General features: G+C 47.2%; 15 protein-coding genes. 11 read left to right on the top strand and 4 right to left on the bottom strand.

The genetic code is table 11. From position 1 onward, the window contains the following. Positions 1-300 precede the first annotated feature (300 nt). Genes H9L42_RS03280 through H9L42_RS03270 form a run of 3 tightly spaced genes read left to right on the top strand, consistent with a single transcriptional unit; the run spans position 301 to position 4,370 of the window. The gene (locus H9L42_RS03280) at positions 301-765 is read left to right on the top strand and encodes an NADH-quinone oxidoreductase subunit NuoE family protein (RefSeq protein ID WP_187302022.1); all 465 of its coding nucleotides are present in this window, start codon (positions 301-303) and stop codon (positions 763-765) included. Positions 766-780: 15 nt separating this feature from the next. Then, positions 781-2,658, top strand: coding sequence for an NADH-quinone oxidoreductase subunit NuoF (gene nuoF, locus H9L42_RS03275; protein ID WP_187302021.1), 1,878 nt, complete (start codon positions 781-783; stop codon positions 2,656-2,658). Positions 2,659-2,663: 5 nt separating this feature from the next. After that, positions 2,664-4,370: a [FeFe] hydrogenase, group A gene (locus tag H9L42_RS03270; RefSeq protein ID WP_465270638.1), complete on the top strand. Its 1,707-nt coding sequence runs from the start codon at positions 2,664-2,666 to the stop codon at positions 4,368-4,370. 80 nt (positions 4,371-4,450) lie between these two features. Here H9L42_RS03270 and pdxR read toward each other — a convergent pair whose 3' ends face one another. After that, on the bottom strand, positions 4,451-5,851 hold the full coding sequence (pdxR, locus tag H9L42_RS03265; protein WP_187302020.1) for a MocR-like pyridoxine biosynthesis transcription factor PdxR: 1,401 nt from the start codon (positions 5,849-5,851) through the stop codon (positions 4,451-4,453). Between the two features lie 111 nt (positions 5,852-5,962). On the opposite strand from pdxR, the gene H9L42_RS03260 reads away from it, so the two are divergent. Together H9L42_RS03260 and H9L42_RS03255 are read left to right on the top strand one after the other, a co-directional pair. After that, positions 5,963-6,523 (top strand): ECF transporter S component, encoded by a 561-nt coding sequence (locus H9L42_RS03260; RefSeq protein WP_187302019.1) that lies wholly within the window; start codon positions 5,963-5,965, stop codon positions 6,521-6,523. Positions 6,524-6,648: 125 nt separating this feature from the next. Continuing rightward, positions 6,649-7,359, top strand: a complete 711-nt coding sequence (locus H9L42_RS03255) for a LytR/AlgR family response regulator transcription factor (protein ID WP_187302018.1) — start codon at positions 6,649-6,651, stop codon at positions 7,357-7,359. A 12-nt stretch (positions 7,360-7,371) separates the two neighbouring features. Here the strand turns inward: H9L42_RS03255 and H9L42_RS03250 are convergent, their stop codons facing one another. Genes H9L42_RS03250 through H9L42_RS03240 form a run of 3 tightly spaced genes read right to left on the bottom strand, consistent with a single transcriptional unit; the run spans position 7,372 to position 10,522 of the window. Then, complete coding sequence (locus H9L42_RS03250) at positions 7,372-8,109, bottom strand: sensor histidine kinase (RefSeq protein ID WP_187302017.1); 738 nt, start codon at positions 8,107-8,109, stop codon at positions 7,372-7,374. Continuing rightward, positions 8,085-9,317: a hypothetical protein gene (locus tag H9L42_RS03245; protein WP_187302016.1), complete on the bottom strand. Its 1,233-nt coding sequence runs from the start codon at positions 9,315-9,317 to the stop codon at positions 8,085-8,087. The genes H9L42_RS03250 and H9L42_RS03245 overlap by 25 nt, the downstream gene beginning before the upstream one ends. 41 nt (positions 9,318-9,358) lie before the next feature. Beyond that, a complete protein-coding gene (locus H9L42_RS03240) occupies positions 9,359-10,522 on the bottom strand; it encodes a patatin-like phospholipase family protein (protein ID WP_187302015.1) in 1,164 nt (387 codons plus the stop codon). Positions 10,523-10,710: 188 nt separating this feature from the next. On the opposite strand from H9L42_RS03240, the gene H9L42_RS03235 reads away from it, so the two are divergent. From H9L42_RS03235 to H9L42_RS03210, 6 genes are all read left to right on the top strand, one after another. Continuing rightward, the gene (locus H9L42_RS03235) at positions 10,711-12,168 is read left to right on the top strand and encodes a putative DNA modification/repair radical SAM protein (RefSeq protein WP_187302014.1); all 1,458 of its coding nucleotides are present in this window, start codon (positions 10,711-10,713) and stop codon (positions 12,166-12,168) included. Further along, positions 12,161-12,898 (top strand): TIGR03915 family putative DNA repair protein, encoded by a 738-nt coding sequence (locus H9L42_RS03230; RefSeq protein WP_187302013.1) that lies wholly within the window; start codon positions 12,161-12,163, stop codon positions 12,896-12,898. Before H9L42_RS03235 ends, H9L42_RS03230 begins: the two co-directional genes overlap by 8 nt. 197 nt (positions 12,899-13,095) lie before the next feature. Then, positions 13,096-13,806 (top strand): LytR/AlgR family response regulator transcription factor, encoded by a 711-nt coding sequence (locus H9L42_RS03225; protein WP_187302012.1) that lies wholly within the window; start codon positions 13,096-13,098, stop codon positions 13,804-13,806. A gap of 201 nt (positions 13,807-14,007) precedes the next feature. Further along, the gene (locus tag H9L42_RS03220; RefSeq protein WP_187302011.1) at positions 14,008-15,561 is read left to right on the top strand and encodes a zinc-ribbon domain-containing protein; all 1,554 of its coding nucleotides are present in this window, start codon (positions 14,008-14,010) and stop codon (positions 15,559-15,561) included. A gap of 42 nt (positions 15,562-15,603) precedes the next feature. Next, complete coding sequence (locus tag H9L42_RS03215) at positions 15,604-16,341, top strand: LptM family lipoprotein (protein WP_187302010.1); 738 nt, start codon at positions 15,604-15,606, stop codon at positions 16,339-16,341. 30 nt (positions 16,342-16,371) lie between these two features. After that, positions 16,372-17,106 carry an NAD-dependent protein deacylase gene (locus H9L42_RS03210; protein ID WP_187302009.1) on the top strand — a complete coding sequence of 245 codons (735 nt, stop codon included), beginning with the start codon at positions 16,372-16,374 and terminating at the stop codon, positions 17,104-17,106.

Here is a 17,106-nt window from a genome sequence, read left to right as displayed (position 1 = left end):
CATATAGTTAAAAAAATATCAATCACTTTCGTACAATAAAGCGAAAATGGACAAAAATAAAAGTGAATTTTAATCATAGAATTGTAATTCGGGTTTTGCAGAAATTCCGAAAAACCTTTAAAATTATAAAAAGAAAGCAAAAAAGTACATAAGTTAGGCTAGACAAACCGCAATTTGACCAGTAAAATTAAAAATGTGAGAAGAAAAAACGGATAAAGCATAGTAACGAAATTGCGTTAAACTAATAACAACGCATGCCAGAGTATTTCTTTTCAAAAGAACTCTATTCAGGAGGAAATTATGGACAATAAAGAACTGTATCAAAAAATTGATGAAATCATTAGTGCCCACAGCGGTGAAAAACCGATTGTTGCGATCCTGCAGGATATCCAGGAAGAATACCGGTACCTGCCCCGCGAATCGTTCGACTATCTGTCGGAAAAGCTGGGTGTAAGTCTCGCAAAGATTTATAGTATCGCGACTTTCTATGAAAACTTCTCACTTACACCGAAAGGCAAATATGTGATTAAAATCTGCGACGGCACAGCCTGTCATGTGCGGAAATCCATTCCGATTCTGGAAGCCCTGAGAAAAGAACTGGGACTGACAGACGGCAAGAACACAACGGATGATCTGATGTACACAGTTGAAACCGTATCGTGCCTCGGAGCCTGCGGCCTGGCACCGGTTCTGACGGTAAACGATAAGGTATATCCGGCAATGACCCCGGAGAAGGCGGTAGACCTTCTTTCGGAATTAAAGTAGGAAGGGAGCACAAAAATGGCAATTGAAAACAGAGAAATGCTGCAGAAATCCAGAGAAGCTTTTCTGGAACAGATCGATCGTCAGACAAAGAAAATTTATGTCTGCGGGGGAACGGGTTGTGTGGCCGGCGGGTCCATGGAGATTTATGAAAGATTAAAGGAACTGATTGAGGAAAAAGGCCTGAATTGTCAGGTGAACCTGGAAAAGGAAGAAGAGGGGAATCATATCGGCCTGAAAAAGAGCGGGTGCCACGGATTTTGTGAAATGGGACCGCTGCTCCGTATTGAGCCGGCAAAATTATTATATCTGAAAGTTTCATTGGATGACTGCGAAGAAATCGTAGAAAAGTCTATTGTCAAAGATGAGGTGATTGATCGTCTGATTTATTCCAGAGACGGCATCACTTACCCGGTACAGGAGGAAATTCCGTTTTATAAGAACCAGGAAAGAATCGTACTGGAAGACTGCGGACAGATTGACGCGGAATCCATCGAAGAATATATTGCGTACGGCGGTTACAGCTCGCTGGAAAAATGCCTGTTTGACATTACGCCGGACGACATTGTAAAAACAATTTATGACTCCAATCTGAGAGGAAGAGGAGGCGGCGGTTTCCCTGCGGGAAGAAAATGGACACAGGTGAAATCGCAGAAAGACCCGATTAAATATGTAGTCTGCAACGGTGACGAAGGAGACCCGGGCGCGTTCATGGACAGAAGTATCATGGAAGGAGACCCGCATAAAATGCTGGAAGGCATGATGATCGCGGGATACGCGGCAGGCGCGAAAGAAGGATATATCTATGTAAGAGCTGAGTATCCGCTGGCTGTACAGAGATTGGATAAGGCGATTACCGACTGCAGAAAATACGGAATTCTGGGGAAAAACATCCTGGGAACAGGATTCGACTTTGATATTCATATTGTAAAGGGCGCGGGCGCGTTCGTATGCGGTGAAGGCAGCGCGCTGACCACTTCCATCGAAGGGGACAGAGGTATGCCGCGTGTAAAACCGCCAAGAACGGTAGAACACGGACTGTTCGGCAAGCCAACCCTGCTGAACAACGTAGAAACCTTTGCCAATGTGCCGATCATCATTAAAAACGGAGCGGACTGGTATAAAGGCATCGGACCGGAAAAGAGCCCGGGAACCAAAGCGTTTGCTCTGACCGGAAATATTGTGAACACAGGACTCATCGAAGTTCCGATGGGAACCACCTTAAGACATATTATCTTCGACGTAGGCGGCGGCGTAAGAGGCGGAAAGAAATTCAAAGCCGTACAGATCGGCGGACCTTCCGGCGCGTGTCTGACGGAAGAACATCTGGATCTGCCTCTGGACTTTGACAGTCTGAAAAAGGCGGGAGCTATGATCGGTTCCGGCGGACTGGTTGTAATGGATGAAGACACCTGCATGGTCGAAGTAGCGAGATTCTTCATGAACTTCACCCAGAACGAATCCTGCGGAAAATGCGTGCCTTGCAGAGAAGGTACCAGAAGAATGCTGGAAATTTTGGAAAAGATTGTTGCCGGAAAGGGCGAAATGTCCGATCTGGATATGCTGGAAGAGCTGTCCGACACTATCACCTCCACGGCGCTGTGCGGACTGGGTAAAACAGCGGCAAATCCGGTTGTTTCCACGCTGAAATATTTCAGAGATGAGTATATTGAACATATTCAGGATAAGCACTGCAGAACCAAGACCTGCCAGGCGCTGAAGAAAATTTACATCGAACCGTCTCTTTGCAAGGGCTGCAGCCTCTGCTCAAGAGTATGCCCGGTTGACGCGATCAGCGGAAAAGTAAAAGAACCGTTCGAAATCGACCAGAGCAAGTGCATCAAGTGCGGTGCATGTCTGGAGTCCTGTAAATTCAAAGCGATCAAGGAGGCTTAATCACAATGAATACAATGAATAATAAAAAGTTTATGGTAATTGACGGTCTCCCTGTAGCGATTGAGGGAGAGAAAAATATCTTAGATGTAATCAGAAAAGCAGGAATTGACCTGCCGACTCTGTGTTACTATTCAGCTTTATCTACATACGGAGCTTGCAGAATGTGCGTAGTGGAAGGAAAGCATGGTGAAATCATGGCGTCCTGCTCCACTCCGCCACGCTCCGGTATGGAAATAAAGACCAATACACCGCGGCTTCAGAAGTACAGAAGAATGATTCTGGAACTGATGCTGGCGGACCACTGCAGGGACTGTACAACCTGCGAAAAAAACTTTGACTGTAAGCTGCAGGACCTGGCACAGCGCTTTGGTTTGAAAGATGTGCGCTTTGAGCCTTACAGCATCTGGGATGAGAAGGATGAATCCTCTCTTTCCATCAGCAGAGACCCGAATAAATGTATTATCTGCGGGGACTGCGTGCGTATGTGCTCGGAAATCCAGAATGTAGGCGCCATTGACTATGCGTACAGAGGATCCAATATGCAGGTTACCACGGCATTCAACATGCCAATCTCCGAGACGAATTGCGTGAACTGCGGCCAGTGCGCGGCAATCTGTCCAACAGGAGCAATTACAATTAAAAATGACTTAGACGCGTTGTGGGAAGACCTTTATGATGATGATACGATTGTTGTTGCTCAGATTGCGCCTGCTGTCCGAGTTGCGCTGGGAGATGAATTTGACATTCCAAAGGGTACCAATGTAATGGGAAAAATCGTCAGCGCCCTGAGAAGAATGGGATTTGACGAAGTTTACGATACCGCTACCGGCGCGGACTTGACAGTTATCGAGGAAGCGAGAGAACTGATGGCGAAGCTGGAAAAGGGAGATAATAAGCTTCCGCTCTTTACATCCTGCTGTCCGGCGTGGGTACGCTACGCGGAAATCAACCATCCGGAACTACTGGATAATGTTTCAAGCTGCAAATCTCCGATGGAGATGCTGGGTTCTGTTCTGAAAGAACGGGCAAAGCTCAATGAAAAAGGCAAAAAGCCGAAGAAGACAAAGGTTGTGGCGATTATGCCTTGTACAGCGAAGAAATATGAGATTCACAGAGATGATATGACTTACGGTGATGAACCGACGATCGCCCACTCCATTACAACCGTGGAGCTTGCTAACATGATTCGGGAAGCGGGTCTGCGTTTCGAAGAGATTATGCCGGAAGCCGTAGATATGCCGTTTGGAATCGCCAGCGGCGCGGGTATTATTTTCGGCGTAACCGGAGGCGTGACCGAGGCGGTAATCCGTTATGTCATGGGAGAAGAAGCGAGATATCATCTTGCGGATATTTCCTTCACCGGTGTCAGAGGATTTGATGGCCTGAAAGAAGTGAAGGTTCCGTATAAAGACGGAGAACTGTCCATCGCAGTTGTAAGCGGTCTGAAGAATGCGGAGAATCTGATTCAGAAAATCCAGTCCGGCGAAGTACATTATGACTTTGTAGAAGTAATGGCTTGCGAAGGCGGATGTATTGCCGGAGCCGGACAGCCGTTCGTTGTTGACAGAGCAAAACCGGAGCGTTCGGCGGGTATGTATGAGGCGGATCGGATGTCTAATGTAAAACTTTCCGCGGAAAACCCGGTTGCAGAAGCGCTGTACAACGGTCTGCTTGCAGGTGACAAGGCTCACCACCTTTTACATTATAAATAATAAAACACAAAACAGCAGAATACTGCGGGACGCGAAACGCTTTCCGCAGTGTTTTGTTTTTTGCCGTAAATTGGCGCTGCTTATGCGCGCCAATTTTCCAGCAGCTCTCTGACCGCTTCCGGAATATCCTTTAAAGGAATCTGGTTATAGTACAAAACCAGCGGCACGGGACCGGACGGAGCTTTGCGGCCTGTGTTTACGGAGACAGGGGAAACCGCGGGAAACGCGGTGATACCCAGGCTGCGCGCTTCCGCGCAAAGAGCGTCGGCGTTTTTTTGGCTGTTAATCCGGACAATGACGGTAAGGCCGGAGGCGGTGTTGATGGGATCAGTAAAATCCGTTTTCAAGCAGCGCAGAATGGTCTGCAGCTTCTGAGCGTACAGACTGCGCAGCTTTTTTATATTGGTCTGATAAAATCCCTTTTCCATAAACAGAGCGAGAGTCAGCTGCTCCATCTTCGAACAGGTCTGGGTATAGTCATCCCGGATTTTCTGAAAAATTTCCGACATGGCGGGAGGAAGCACCATATAACTGATTTTAATGGAGGGAAAAAGGGTTGCCGAAAAGGAGCCCAGGTATACGACGCTTCCCTTGGTGTCAAGACCCTGCAGCGCGGGGATCGGTTTGCCGAAATAGCGGAGTTCGCTGTCGTAGTCATCTTCCATGATGATACTGTTGTTCTGAAACGCCCAGTCCAGCAGCTCGTACCTGCGTCCGATGGGCATGACGGCGCCGGTAAGAACCTGATTAGAAGGGCTTACATAGACCGCGGAACGGATATTGGAGGGCAGCTTTTCGATACGGATGCCTTCCTTGCCGACTTTTACGGGAGTGATGGCGAAGCCTCTGTCGCGGAAAATGTTAATGACCGGTATATAGCCAGGATCTTCCACCGCGATGTGATCGATGGACATGGCCTTCAGAATATTGGTAAGCTGGTTTGTCAGCTGCTGTGTACCCGCGCCGATTACAATCTGCGAGGACGTGCAGGAAACGCCTCTGGACTGATAGAGGTATTTGGCGATTTCGTACCGCAGCGCTTTTTCGCCCTGGGGATCGCTTTCAAAGAATAGCAGCGGTGAATATTCGGTGATAACCTTGTTTACACATTTTTTCCACTTATTAAAGTCAAAGCAGTCCGGATCGTAATAGAATTCCGGTTCCTGAGCCTCCAGAGTCTGATCCAGGGGTGAACTGTCCATTTTTTTTAAGACCGGTACAGTTCCAGGTGTACGGACATTGTCCGCGTAGTAACCAGACTGAGGCCGGCTGTAAATATAACCTTCAACCGCGAGCTGGCTGTAAGCAAGCTCTACGGTCGTCATACTGAGCCCCAGTGATTTGGAAAGACTGCGGAGAGAAGGAAGTTTTTCTCCTGTGGAAATTTCTCCTGAAAGAATCGCGTTCTTTATGTAATCGTAAAGCTGAAGATAATAAGGCCGTTTGGAGGTCTCGTCAATATTGGGAATAATCGCTTTCATATAATCTCCTTACTGTACCCGAAAAAATAATTATTTTTGTACATTTATCTGTATACACTTTTCCTGTATTATAATACGCAGAGACAAATTAGTAAAGTGAGGACAGAAAGAATGAGGAATACGACTCGTACAGCTAATCTGGTAATGACGGCGCTGATGATTGGAATTATTATTGTATCAATTATGTTTATCCGCATTCCGATCCCTGGTACCCAAGGATATGTGCATTTGGGAGACGCGATGATTTTCCTGTCGGTATTGATACTGGGCTGGAAAAATGGAGCGATGGCCGCGGCCATTGGCGGAGCACTAGGGGATATTATGGGAGGAGCGCCGGTCTGGGCGCCCTGGACCTTTGTAATTAAAGGCGTAATGGCGATTATTCTGGGAATGTTTTTAAATGCGGCGATAAAAAAAGCCCGTCTGCGCTTTGCGGGTATTTCCGTGCTGGAATTGCTTGGAATGGTGCTGGCCGGTATTTTTATGGTGGCCGGATACTACGTGGCGGAAGGCGTTATCGTCGGAAATTGGGTCGCGCCGGTAATCGGAATTCCATGGAATGTGGGGCAGTTTGTGGTGGGAATTATTGTTGCGGAAATTCTGGCCGCGGCTCTTTATAAAACACCGGCCCGCCGTTATTTCGCGTATCGGCTTGATAAAAAGTACGAATAAAGTGACGTTTATTACATTTCGAGGGAGATTTGTTACAATGTGAAAATTAAATGAAGAAAATATGATAAAATAAAACTTCAGAATCTCAAAATGATATTTACAGAATAGGACGTGACAAGAGACGAATGAAGAAAGTGCTTATATGTGATGATGATATTTTCTTTGCGGAGGGTATAAAGCAGGATGTCCTGGAAATCATGGGAAGGGAGAATCTGCATGTAGAAACTTTTGTCCTGGAAGAGCAGCTGGAGTTTTATGTTGCGGAGCATCCGGATGAACCGGCGATTGTAATGCTGGATGTAAAACTGAAGAATAACAATGGCGTCAATGTGGCGAAAAATCTTCAGCGAGCAAATCCGGATACGCAAATCATTTTTATGTCCGGATACGATGATTATTATTTGGATGTCTACGAAGTGGAGCATATTTATTTTTTGAAAAAGCCTGTGAAAAGACAGCGCCTGAAACAGGCGCTATCTCGCGCTATACAGCGTTTGGAGCAGATAAAAGAGGCTAATTTTCATATGCCGGGGAGAATTGGAACAGAGCAAATCCCCCTCAGCATTATTTTATACTTTGAAAAAGAAAAACGGAAAATCCATATCCACTCTACGGAAAAAAGATATTCTTTTTATGGACGCTTTGAAGAAATTGAAGAGCAACTGGACGAGCGTTTTTTGCGATGCCATAATAGCTATATTGTGAATATCGCGAAGGCGCAGAAGCTTTCCGATAAAAAGTTTTTCTTCGAAAACGGCAGGGCAATTCCGATCAGTAAATCCTATTACGGACAGGCAAGAAATAAATTTTTGGAGTATCTGAGCAACAGCCTGTAAAAGGGAATGGATTTACGCGGGAAGCACCAGCATGGCCTGTACTTCAAAAGAACCTTCAAGATCACGGAACGTCAGAGAACCATCATACTGATTGGTTATTTGACGGAGAATCGGGAGCCCGATGCCGTGATCTTTTTTTTCTTTTTTGCTTGTTTTCATCTGTGACTCCAATGGTTTGAGATGGATGTTTTTCGTATTTTCCGTTTTTACAATCCATACGGATTTGCGAATATAACTGCGGACTGATATCCGAGGCGCCTTATGTCCGGAAGCGGCGGCCGCTTCGATGGCGTTGTCCAGGAGATTCCCAAGGAGGGAGGTGATTAAAAGCTCGGAAAGCTCCCCATCCGGAATTGCCTGTATTTCCAAAGTGAAATGGATTCCCAACTCGCTGCAGCGCTTTTTCTTTGTGAACAGTAATGCGTCGACGGTTTCGTTTCCGGTAAAGGTATTATTTAACAGCGCGTCGCAGTCGGCGAGAAAAGCGGTTTCTTCCTGAGAAAGCCGGGTTCTGTCCGAATTTGTATGGAAAACGCGGATCGCGCGGCGGATCTGGCCGATAACGGAGACCGCTTCCTCAAAAAAGGAACCGGTATACTCCGTATAACCGCCAAAAGACTCCCATTTTTTTAGAAAAAAATCCTTTTCGCGGATGCGCTTTCGGTAAAGGATGAGAGCGATTGCCAGAGCGGCTGACGCGAAAAGCGAAAGAAACAGAAGTGTTCCTAAAAATTCAGTATAAATTCCCATTGGTCGTCTCCTTCCTTCCAGTGTGGATGAATTTGATGGCGGTTTGAAATCTGGGAAATGACTTCCCAATAAATATCTTTTTTTATGCGCCTGAGGGTTCTTTTGGAAATCTGATTTTTGGAAAAAAGAATCTCCAGGCTGTCCATATTGCGGCAGACCCGGGCAGCATGTTCGGGAATCCCTGGGTGCTGGAGCAGACGTTCCAGCGCGGAGCAGAACGCGTGGTGCTCCTGAGGGGTGAGACCGGGAAGCTTCCAGTTTTCCCATTTTGGGTCAGGCGCCGCCTGTTCCTCAATCCGGGTACAGAAGTCCAGAAGGGAATCCTCATACTGGCGGAGCTTTTCTTCGCGACCGCTTTCTTTTAACGCGGAAAGCACGGATAAATGATTGGCAAGGTCATGACGCAGCCCGCGGAGCATGGTCTGTGTCTTACTCATGGAAGCATAGTAGTTATGCTGAAGCTCGAGCTGCGCCTGTACCAGGCGGCTTGTCTGCTCAGCGGCGCGGGCGCTGGCGATGGACAGGGCGATGGCAATGAGCAGAGCAAGGATAAAGGAAAGAAGGAAAAGCGCCATGCCGATGTTGAGTGTGGCGGAAATCCCGCCGATAAAATAATCCGGAGTGTTCAGATCGGTAATGGATAAAAGGGCGCTGGCGTTTTCAAACAGCAAAATGATCCAGGCGATGAAAAGGGGCATACGCTGAAGTTTTTTCTCCCAGCGGGCCGCAAACCTTTTCAACAAGAGAGCAGTCAGAAGATAAGCGATAAAGGTACAGGCGCAGTCCGGAAAGTCAGAAATGGTGACGGATTCCATGGGCGAGGGCCATCCGGCAAGTTTTCGGATGAGTGAGCAAAGGAAGAGGGCGGGGAGACTGGCATAGTCAAGGAGCTGCCAGATGGCAAAGCTGCGAACAGGATTCCCCTTTGCGCAGAGCTGCAATACCAAAAGGAACAGTGCGAAAAAGATCAGAGATGAAATAATTTCGTAGCCAGCGCTGTTAAAAAAGTGATCTTCGTATGGAAGGTAGATGGTTGTATACATGGATTCCGCGTTCCATAAAAACAGAAGAGCGATATAAAGAACGCAGGAACGTTTTTTAGGGCGCTTTGGCTCAAAAAACCACAGGAAAAAAGCAGTCTCGAATCCAATATCAAAGAGAGCGTAAATGGCCAGGTAAACAGCTGTGCCTGCTGGTATAAGTTCCATGGGAAGTTCCTTTCTTCAATTTGAGATACATCATTCTATGACTAATTCGCGGGGGTTTGAAATATTCCGCTGCGCACAAGATAATTGGCCGCGACAATTTCCTCTTTCAGCAGCCGGAATACGTTCTTTTCTGTGAAAACGCTGTCCGCGTCCTTTTTCTGCAGGTTCTCCGCGATAAACAGCACCAGCGTCCGCTGATTCAGCTTGCGCAGAGCGTCTTCCGCGGTATGGATATCGTTGATCTCCGGCAGGGCTGTCCGGGAAACCGCTTTTGCCAGATGCTCATGCAGGGTTTCCTTTGTATAAAGGATTCCAGGGTCAAGTTTGAAGATTTCGGCGCAGGCTTCCGCGCCAGGCAGCTGGTGGCGGGTAAAGGTTCCTTTTACAAAGGAAAACTTTTCTCCGTCAAAAACCCGGAACGCTTTCATGGCGTCCAGATACCCCAGGCGCATGATGCGACGGGTGTTATTTGTATCAAAGACCAGGAAGTTACCCAGATCCCACCTGCTTTCGATGATCAGAAGCTGGGAAACTTCTTTTTCTGCTGATTTTAAATCTTCCTTTCTGACAAAACCTGCTGCGTCCAGATAGACGGCAAAGATCCGATCCGCGTTTTTCTGCAGAGCAAGTTCTACGGGCATAACATCCGCATATCCTCCGTCAATAAAATGGGATTCGCCGATTTCTCTGGCCTGGACCGCGGGAAAACAGGCGGCGCTGGCCAGAATATAATCGTTCAGTCTGCCCTGCGGAATATCCTCTGTAAAAAGGTAATGAGGCTTCAGGGATGGAAATTCGACTGTGACAATACCCAGCTGTACAGAAGAATTTCTTATTTTCTCTTCATCCACATAATCCTTTACGATTTTTTCAAGTCCGCTGGTGCCGGCTCCTCCCTTTGTCAGAATTTCTTTGGCATAGGCAAGGGCTTCGCCGGCGTTCATTCCGCCAATTTCAAAATCGAATCTTGGATGCTTTTCTTTTTTTTCATCAAGATCAAAAACCATGTGGGTTTCCAACTCGTTCCATAGACGGACCGCCAATTCGAAATCGTCCTGCGCCACCATGGCTCCGTTTAACGCGCCGACAGAGGTGCCGGCTGCAATGTGAATGGGAATCCCAAGCTCCCGCAGCGCCTGCCAGACCCCTAGCTCGTACGCGCCCCGCGAGCCGCCTCCACTGAGAACAAAGGCGTTTTTTTTCATATCTGCTGCCTGTTTTCCTTTCCTTTAAAAATCGATACTTACTATCTATCAATATTAACAATTCAGGCAAAAAAATACAACTATTTTTCTTCGGATAAGTGTGTTGAACATAAGTTCCCTATATGCTAAAATAAGAACATAAGTTCTTTTGCGTGGATTAAAAGAAGGAAGTGATAGGAGGCGGCGGCATGAATCTTATGCTGGATAAATTGAAGATTCTCGCGGACAGTGCAAAATATGACGTGTCCTGTTCCAGCAGCGGCGTTGGAAGGCGTAATAACGGTACTATCGGAAGCGGGGCGTCGGAGGGAATTTGCCATACATGGTCGGCGGACGGAAGATGTATTTCCCTTTTGAAAGTGCTGTTTACAAATAAATGTGTCTATGACTGTGAATATTGCGTGAACCGCAGGAGCGCCGACGGGCAGCGGGTTTCTTTTGAGCCGGAAGAGCTGGCGCAGCTGACCATTGAGTTTTACAGGAGGAATTATATCGAAGGGCTGTTTTTAAGTTCGGCAGTGGAGGTATCGCCGGATTATACGGCGGAACGGATTCTTTCTTGCCTGCGGCTGCTGCGGGAAAAATACGGATTTGCAGGCTATATTCACGCGAAAATCATTCCGGGGGTTTCGGAGGAGCTGGTACACGCGATTGGTCTTGTGGCGGACCGGCTAAGTGTGAATATTGAAATGCCCACCAGTAAGAGTTTGGAGTTGTTCGCCCCACAGAAAAAACCAAAACAGATATTCGCGCCTATGCGTCAGATTACGAATACGCTGATTGAGAGAAACGCCTTAAAAGGGCCGGGCACGATGTTCAAAGGGCAAAAGCTGAATTCCGCGGATCATTATCTGGAAGCAGGAAGAAAATCAATTCCGCTAAGGCAGGGGCAGGTCCAAGACAGCCAAAATATTCGTGAGCTGGGTGATGCTGACGGGTTTTCCTCTTCTGCGGGAATACTGATGCTGCGGCGAAGACAAAAAGAAGTATTCGCGCCGGCAGGACAGACAACGCAAATGATTATCGGCGCTGGACAGGAAACCGATCGGCAGATTCTTACCACTACTGAAAATCTATATCATACCTTTAAGATGAAACGGGTTTATTATAGCGCGTATATCCCGGTGCTGCCATCTCCAATTTTGCCGGATGTGTTGACTGCGCCGCCCCTTGGAAGAGAGCATCGCCTGTATCAGGCGGACTGGCTGCTGCGTTTTTATGGCTTTGAGGTTTCGGAAATATTGGATGAAGAAAATCCCAATCTGGATCCGGATTTAGATCCGAAAATATCCTGGGCGCTGCGGCATCTGGATCAGTTCCCGGTAGAAGTGAATAAAGCGTCTATGGATCGGCTGCTGCGCATACCAGGCGTTGGAACCGTTTCGGCACAGAGAATTCTCAGGCAGAGAAAGATCGCGGCAGTGAAGTATGAAGATTTAAAAAAAATGGGAGTTGTGCTGAAGAGAGCAAAACATTTTCTGACCTGTTCCGGTAAGTTTTACGGAGAAAAGACTTTTACGCCGGAAGTCATAAAAAATCAAATATTGCAGATAAACGATGGGATTCAAATGTCAATGTTTGATGAAGGAAAGGGAAGACTGTTGTCTGGAAAAGAAAGGAAAGGTACGGTGCTGAAAAATGGTTGATTATCTGTATGACGGAACCTTTGAAGGGGTGCTGACGTGTATTTATCATCATTATTATTCCGAAAAGGCCAGCGGAATTTTTTTGCGGGAAGAATACCAGTCAACGATGCTGGGCGGATATCAGGAGGTGGAAACGGACGCAGATAAAGCGATAACCGTTTATGAAGCGATTGAAAAGAAAATTTCTTCCGGCGATTTAAAACGGATCTATAAAGTGTTTGCTTCTGACGTGAAGGAAAAGGAGTGCAAAATTTTGAATTATGTGCGCCTGGGATTTGTAAGGGGAGCCTGTATCAGTTTGCTTCACGGGGATCCGATCGTTTTCTCGGCGCAGGAGGCGGAGAAAAGGGTAAACAATGAAGTTCATAAGCTAAAGGGACTGGTCCGCTTTTCCGAATTGGAAAATGGGGTGCTGTACAGCCCGATTGAGCCGCAGTGTGATGTAGTTGAATTTCTGGCGCCCCATTTCTGTGACCGCTTTAAAAACGAAGCGTTCCTTATACATGATGTGAGGCGGGGAAAAGCCCTTGCGGCTTACCAGGGGGAGTGGTATGTCCGGGGATTTACGCGGCGTGAACTTGCCCCCTTTTCCAAGAAGGAAAAGGACTATCAGAATATGTGGAAAACTTATTTTAAGAATATGGCGATTCGGGAAAGGCTTAACCCACGCTGTCAGAAAAACAGGATGCCGATGCGGTATTGGAAGCATCTTACAGAGTTTCATTTGTAAGGGGCTAATTGGACTTTTCCGTTTCCGTACTTTCAAATGTCCGTTTATTACATTTTGCGCACTTTTTATTACAATTCGTGCACAATTGCCGGAAAGATGGTAAAATTATTTTAAGATACGGGGTGCCCGTATTTATTCGTATTTCGTATTATTTTCGTATTTTGTATTAAGGTGTAGAAAAGGACAAAGAGAACAACATGTGGAAAGTGCTCATATGTGATTCGGATCTTTCTTTTTCAGAAGAACTGAAAAGAAAGAGTCTTGCGATTGCAGAGGAAGGGGTACAGGGAGTGAAGTTGTTCAGGGGGAAAGCGGACCTGGAACAATATGTTTCAGCGCATCCGGATGAGGCAAATATGGTGTTTCTGGAGGTGGAATTAGAAGGAGGCTTTGGTATTGAAGCCGGAAAGAAAGTGCTGCAGATGCAGCCAGATTCACAACTTATTTTTATCTCAGCAAAGGATACCTATTACCAGGAGGTATATGAAGTTGATCATGTCTACCTTCTGAAAAAACCGTTTGAAGACGAATGTTTGAAACAGGCGGTCAGGCGCGCGGAGAAAAAACTGGATCAGGCTACTAGAAGGGAATTTGTCATTGCGAACAAGCAGGGGGTTCAGAAGGTTCCTTTGGAACGGATCTTGTATTTTGAAAAAGAAAAACGCAGAATTCATGTACACACAACAGAGGGTGTTGTAACTTATTACGGGAAGTTTGAGGAAATGGACCCACAGGTCGATCGCAGGTTTCTCAGATGCCATAATAGTTATGTTGTTAATATCACTCGGGTACAGTCGATGAACGCGAAAAAATTTCTTTTTGAAGACGGACGGGAAATTCCGATTAGCAAAAGTTATTACGCGGAGATTAAAAGCGCGTACATGAATTATTTAAACGGTGATTTCTAAGTTTTCTTTCCATGTGGAAGCTGTGATAGCTTCCCGGAATTCCTTGACAAACAGGCGGAAACCTGATAATGTAAATTAAAAGCGTGCGGAGACGGATGCTTTCATAAAGAGAACCATAGACAGTTGATACTGGCTGATAAATGATGTGCTAAGGGTTGGGGGCGAAGGCTCTCGGCCTTTTTTTCTTAAGGAGGTAGGAGTATGTATTGCGAAAATTGCGGTGCAAGGATTGATGATGATTCCAGATTTTGTGAGAACTGTGGGGCGCTGGTGGCGGATCCGGAGCCAGAAGATTATGTAGAAGAAGACGCGCAGGCGCTTACGGATCTGGAGCAGCTGATGGAGATGGAAAAGACGGAAGAACCGGAAGAGGCGACAGAGCGGACGGGATTGGATCAGACTATGGTGTTTGTCAAACCGGAGCGGAGGGGGGACGATCATACATACCATTCAGAGCCGAAGGAAGCGGCGGCGTTTGAAATGGAAACCCCTGGGGAATCAGACACAGAAGATAAGGGAGAGGAAGAAAAGCCGGCAATTTCATATGGGCTTTCCGATGATGATATGGAAATTCCGGATGCCTTGAAACCAGAAGGAGATAGCCCTTTATTCTGGCCTGCGCAGCCGGAGCGCGGCAGCTGGGATGCGGAGGATGAATGGGAAGAAGAAGCGGACTGGAAGGCGGAACAGCCTGAGCCGGACTTTAAGGAAGACGCGGAACCTTTGGCAATGTCCGGGGTAGAGGCTGAGGAGTCTGACGCTTTCGAAAACGATGCGGATTCGCAGGAGGATGAAGACTCTGAAGCAGAAGGCGGATTCTTTTCCAGAACAGGGCTGGGAGCCGCGTTGAAGAGCAAATTCCGCACTGAGCCGGAAGAAAAATTGGCGGAAGAGACGGAAGCTTGGGAGAACGAGCCGGAGGAAAATGCGGATTCCTTTGAAACGGAAACTTCGACGGAGCCCTGGGAGTCTCCTGCGCCGGAAGCGCCGGAGGAAACCTGGGATGAGGGACAGGCGTTTGAGTCTGTGTCATCATCTGATGAGCGGAAGGAAGACCAGGAAGAAGCGCCGCTGTTCTGTATGGCTTGTGGAAAACGGCTTCCGCAAGGCGCCGCGTTCTGTGACGCGTGTGGAACGCCAACCGGTGAGGTTGCTCCCCGGCAGCCGCGCAGGAAAAGGGTGGAACCGGGAATGGTTCTGGAAATTGTGAAACATATTTTTGTAAAGCCTATAGGAACGATTGAAAAAGCGGCGTCTGAAAATGCGTTTACGGCTGGAATCGGCTTCTTTATTCTAAAGGATGTGATCCTGGCCGTTGTCGCGGCTGCTCTGACGGGCAGGCTTACGGCAACTCTTGGAATTGCGGGAACTTGGATCGCTGGAGGAGATCCGTTCGGATTTGGAGCGAAGGTGTTCCTGTGCGGCGTTGTGGCTGACGCGGTTTGGCTTGCCCTTCTCTACGCCGCAGGCAGACTGTTCCAAGGAGAATGTTCGCTGAAAGAACTGACAGGGGCTTGCGGGGCGGCAAATATCTTCGGGGCGATCCTAATGCTGATTGCTGTGATTTTGCTGGCAGTTTCCTTGCCTGTAGGAACCTGTGCGGCAATGATCGCCGCGGCAATTTCCGTGATCAGTATGACAACGGCTGTGGAATCTGCATTGACCATTGACAGAGAGCGAAAGTTTTACCTGATTGCCGCTGCAACCGCGCTTTATTTCATTCTGATTTTCCTGGCGGCAATGCTGCTGTTCTAATAAAATATGTCTGAAGGAATTACAGAAAAGAGAGGAACGATTATGAAAAAAGCAATCGCGATTGCGTTGTCTGTATGCATGATTTTTGCCATATCAGCGTGCGGGAATAAACAGGAAAACGGCGAAACCGATTCGGCTCAGAACCAGACACAGAGCCAGAAAACCTTCGCGGGCCGAGTGGCGGATGAATATCATAAGCTGTTAGAAGGGGACGATGCCGTCTATTATTACGAAGCGAATGTTTCGGAGCAAATGGATGAGGAAAGCGAGCCTATGGAAAGCGTAAAAGCAGAAGGGCGAAACGGGGAGGGGACTCTGGTTGTGGCAACCGGTGAATCCGAACCGGAGCTTCGAGAGATTGAAAAAGACGACGCCTATTATACGATAGACGATTCGCAGAAAGCATATACCAAAGATGAACTGGAAGATTACGGGGAGGAAATCGAACTCGAATATGTGACGACTTCCGAGATGGAGCTGGACGGAAAGACCTGGACCTATGATGAATATCAGGATGAATATGAATTGGAAGGCTTTGGGGAAGATGGCGAGACTGTCGAAGTCGATACCTATTTTTACAAAAAACGTTATTTAGTAGATGACAAGGGCGATTTGTACGCGATTGTTATTCTCCAGGAGCAGAAGGGAGAAGATGGCGAAGAAAATCAGCTGATCTACCAAGAAATTGATCGGATTACCAAACTGGAGGATAAGAATGTGCCGGAGGCTTTCTTCGAGATTCCGGAGGATTATCAGGAAGTAGAAATGCTGGATGAATAATGTTGGAAGGCAAAGGGAGGAGGAGTCATAATGGATGCAAGGGTAAAGGAAGTTGTAGAACGCAGCGAGAGAATTGTCTTTTTTGGTGGAGCCGGAGTATCCACGGAAAGCAATATTCCGGATTTCCGTTCGGAAAGCGGTCTTTATCAGGCGGTTTCCCAATATGGAAAATCTCCTGAAACGATGCTGTCCCACTCGTTTTTTATGAATAATATGGAAACTTTTTTTGACTATTATAAAAACAATCTGATCTATCGGGAGGCAGAACCGAATAAGGCGCATATTGCGCTGGCCCGCTTGGAGGAAAAGGGAAAACTGACGGCGGTTGTGACGCAGAATATTGACGGACTGCATCAGAAGGCGGGAAGCAAAAAAGTTTATGAGCTCCACGGTTCTGTGCTACGAAATTACTGCATGGAATGCGGCGCTTTCTACGATCTGGACTACATTATGGACGAGGCGCACTGCAGCGGCAATGTCCCCAAATGCCAAGCCTGCGGGGGTGTGGTAAAGCCGGATGTGGTTCTTTATGAAGAAGCTTTGGACGAAGATGTCATTTCGGGCGCGGTTCATGCGATTTCACAGGCGGATACACTAATCGTCGGAGGCACATCCCTTGTGGTATATCCTGCGGCAGGGCTGATTCAATACTTTCGGGGGAAGGATCTGATCTTGATCAACAAATCGCAGACCCAGTATGACAGTAAGGCTACGCTGGTGATTAATGATTCCATTGGAAAGGTTCTGGGCGACGGAAAGGAATAG

The organism is Zhenpiania hominis, from assembly GCF_014333425.1.
GTDB classification, from domain to species: Bacteria; Bacillota; Clostridia; order Peptostreptococcales; family Anaerovoracaceae; genus Hominibacterium; species Hominibacterium hominis.
The sequence above is the reverse complement of the archived record's forward strand: the minus strand, read 5'-3'. Positions and strand labels throughout refer to the sequence as shown.

Coding starts and splice junctions, on each gene's coding strand:
- H9L42_RS03270 (WP_465270638.1), top strand. CDS start 2,664: ATGAATACAATGAATAATAAAAAGTTTATGGTAATTGACGGTCTCCCT.
- H9L42_RS03215 (WP_187302010.1), top strand. CDS start 15,604: ATGAAAAAAGCAATCGCGATTGCGTTGTCTGTATGCATGATTTTTGCC.
- H9L42_RS03250 (WP_187302017.1), bottom strand. CDS start 8,109: ATGGGAATTTATACTGAATTTTTAGGAACACTTCTGTTTCTTTCGCTT.
- H9L42_RS03260 (WP_187302019.1), top strand. CDS start 5,963: ATGAGGAATACGACTCGTACAGCTAATCTGGTAATGACGGCGCTGATG.
- H9L42_RS03245 (WP_187302016.1), bottom strand. CDS start 9,317: ATGGAACTTATACCAGCAGGCACAGCTGTTTACCTGGCCATTTACGCT.
- H9L42_RS03230 (WP_187302013.1), top strand. CDS start 12,161: ATGGTTGATTATCTGTATGACGGAACCTTTGAAGGGGTGCTGACGTGT.
- nuoF (WP_187302021.1), top strand. CDS start 781: ATGGCAATTGAAAACAGAGAAATGCTGCAGAAATCCAGAGAAGCTTTT.
- pdxR (WP_187302020.1), bottom strand. CDS start 5,851: ATGAAAGCGATTATTCCCAATATTGACGAGACCTCCAAACGGCCTTAT.
- H9L42_RS03210 (WP_187302009.1), top strand. CDS start 16,372: ATGGATGCAAGGGTAAAGGAAGTTGTAGAACGCAGCGAGAGAATTGTC.
- H9L42_RS03280 (WP_187302022.1), top strand. CDS start 301: ATGGACAATAAAGAACTGTATCAAAAAATTGATGAAATCATTAGTGCC.
- H9L42_RS03240 (WP_187302015.1), bottom strand. CDS start 10,522: ATGAAAAAAAACGCCTTTGTTCTCAGTGGAGGCGGCTCGCGGGGCGCG.
- H9L42_RS03225 (WP_187302012.1), top strand. CDS start 13,096: ATGTGGAAAGTGCTCATATGTGATTCGGATCTTTCTTTTTCAGAAGAA.
- H9L42_RS03220 (WP_187302011.1), top strand. CDS start 14,008: ATGTATTGCGAAAATTGCGGTGCAAGGATTGATGATGATTCCAGATTT.
- H9L42_RS03255 (WP_187302018.1), top strand. CDS start 6,649: ATGAAGAAAGTGCTTATATGTGATGATGATATTTTCTTTGCGGAGGGT.
- H9L42_RS03235 (WP_187302014.1), top strand. CDS start 10,711: ATGAATCTTATGCTGGATAAATTGAAGATTCTCGCGGACAGTGCAAAA.